The following is a 1,208-nucleotide window of genomic DNA, read 5'->3' as shown; positions in this document are numbered from 1 at the left end:
GCCACACCCGCGGCTCGCGCAGGGACACCTCGTCGTAGATCGAGATGTCGTCGCGCTCGGTCAGCGACGGGTGCCGGTGCGCGAACTCCGCGGGGTTCCAGGACCACCGGAACCGGGTGCCGACGGCGCGGAACGTCGGCGTCCAGCGCTAGGCGCGCACCGTCCACGGGGCGACGGCGTCGAACGCCAGCGTCGCCGCGGGGGTGCCGGACACGACCCGGTCGACGGTGGCGTGCACGGCCTCGGCCGGGACGTACATGAACAGGCCCTCGGCGACGAGGAGCGTCGGCAGCGTCGGGTCGACGGCGGACCACCCGTCGTCGTCGGTGACGGCGCCGGAGATCTGCTCGCTGTTGCCGGGGAGGTCGTAGAGCCGGCGCCGGACGGCCATCACCTCGGGCTGGTCGACGTCGACCCAGCGGCACGTCGAGGGGACCCCGACCCGCAACGGCCTGCTGTCCAGACCGCATCCCAGGTGCAGGACCTGCCCGGTGGGCTCGTCGGCGAGGAACTCCCGCGTCCAGCCGTCGAGGGTCGCGGCGCGGCAGACGATGGCCGAGACGTCTCCGGTGAGCTGCCAGAGGCCGTGGACGTCGTGCTCGATGTGCTCCCAGACGGGCTCGGCCCACGGGTCGCCCAGGATCGGACGCCGGGACCGGGCATCCTGACGCCGCATGTAGAGGGTCATCAGCAGGGTCGCCGCGGCGCCCCGGAGGTCGACCTTCTCGGTGCTCGTCATGAGTCCCTCCCGCCCTGGCTACGCTGTCGCGGCGCCCCCGTAGCCCAACGGCAGAGGCAGGCCCCTTAAAAGGGTCCCAGTGTCGGTTCGAGTCCGACCGGGGGCACCCTGCTACCACCCCGAGACTACGCCCCCGACCAGGGTTTTCGCCCCGCGAGGCATCGAGGTGGCCGTCCGGCTGCGACCGGCGGGAGCCGGTGCCCACCGGGTGGCTGTGTCGACTACGCCGGAGATCGTACGGTCCCCCGAGCCGGCGGTGAAGCAGCCTCGTCGGCGTCGAGAGCCTTCTTCCGAGCTGCCTGCCACACCCGGCAGTAGGCGGTGACCCGTCGGGAGCGTATCGCCGCGCACCCCGTGGAACATCCGGCCGGCGGCCGCCCGCATCGACCTCGCCGGACACCACGGCGACGGAACCCCCGGCACATGCGTGTGGATCCCCGTCGCCGATGTCCGGGCGCGGCACGAGGAG

General features: G+C 73.0%; 1 protein-coding gene and 1 tRNA gene. One reads left to right on the top strand and one right to left on the bottom strand.

What is annotated here, in order from left to right; genetic code table 11:
* Nucleotides 1-148 precede the first annotated feature (148 nt).
* Nucleotides 149-739, bottom strand: coding sequence for a class I SAM-dependent methyltransferase (locus tag D8M34_RS17935; RefSeq protein WP_126894700.1), 591 nt, complete (start codon nt 737-739; stop codon nt 149-151).
* 33 nt (nt 740-772) lie between these two features.
* On the opposite strand from D8M34_RS17935, the gene D8M34_RS17930 reads away from it, so the two are divergent.
* Nucleotides 773-845: transfer RNA gene (locus D8M34_RS17930), tRNA-Leu, on the top strand.
* Nucleotides 846-1,208: the final 363 nt, after the last annotated feature.

It is taken from the genome of Microbacterium sp. HSID17254 (assembly GCF_003989315.1).
Taxonomy (GTDB): domain Bacteria; phylum Actinomycetota; class Actinomycetes; order Actinomycetales; family Microbacteriaceae; genus Microbacterium.
Note: the sequence above shows the minus strand (reverse complement) of the source record. Positions and strands in the feature narration are given on the sequence as shown.

What these genes read in the sequence shown, in the direction of transcription:
- D8M34_RS17935 (WP_126894700.1), bottom strand. Translation starts at nt 739, where the DNA reads ATGACGAGCACCGAGAAGGTCGACCTCCGGGGCGCCGCGGCGACCCTG.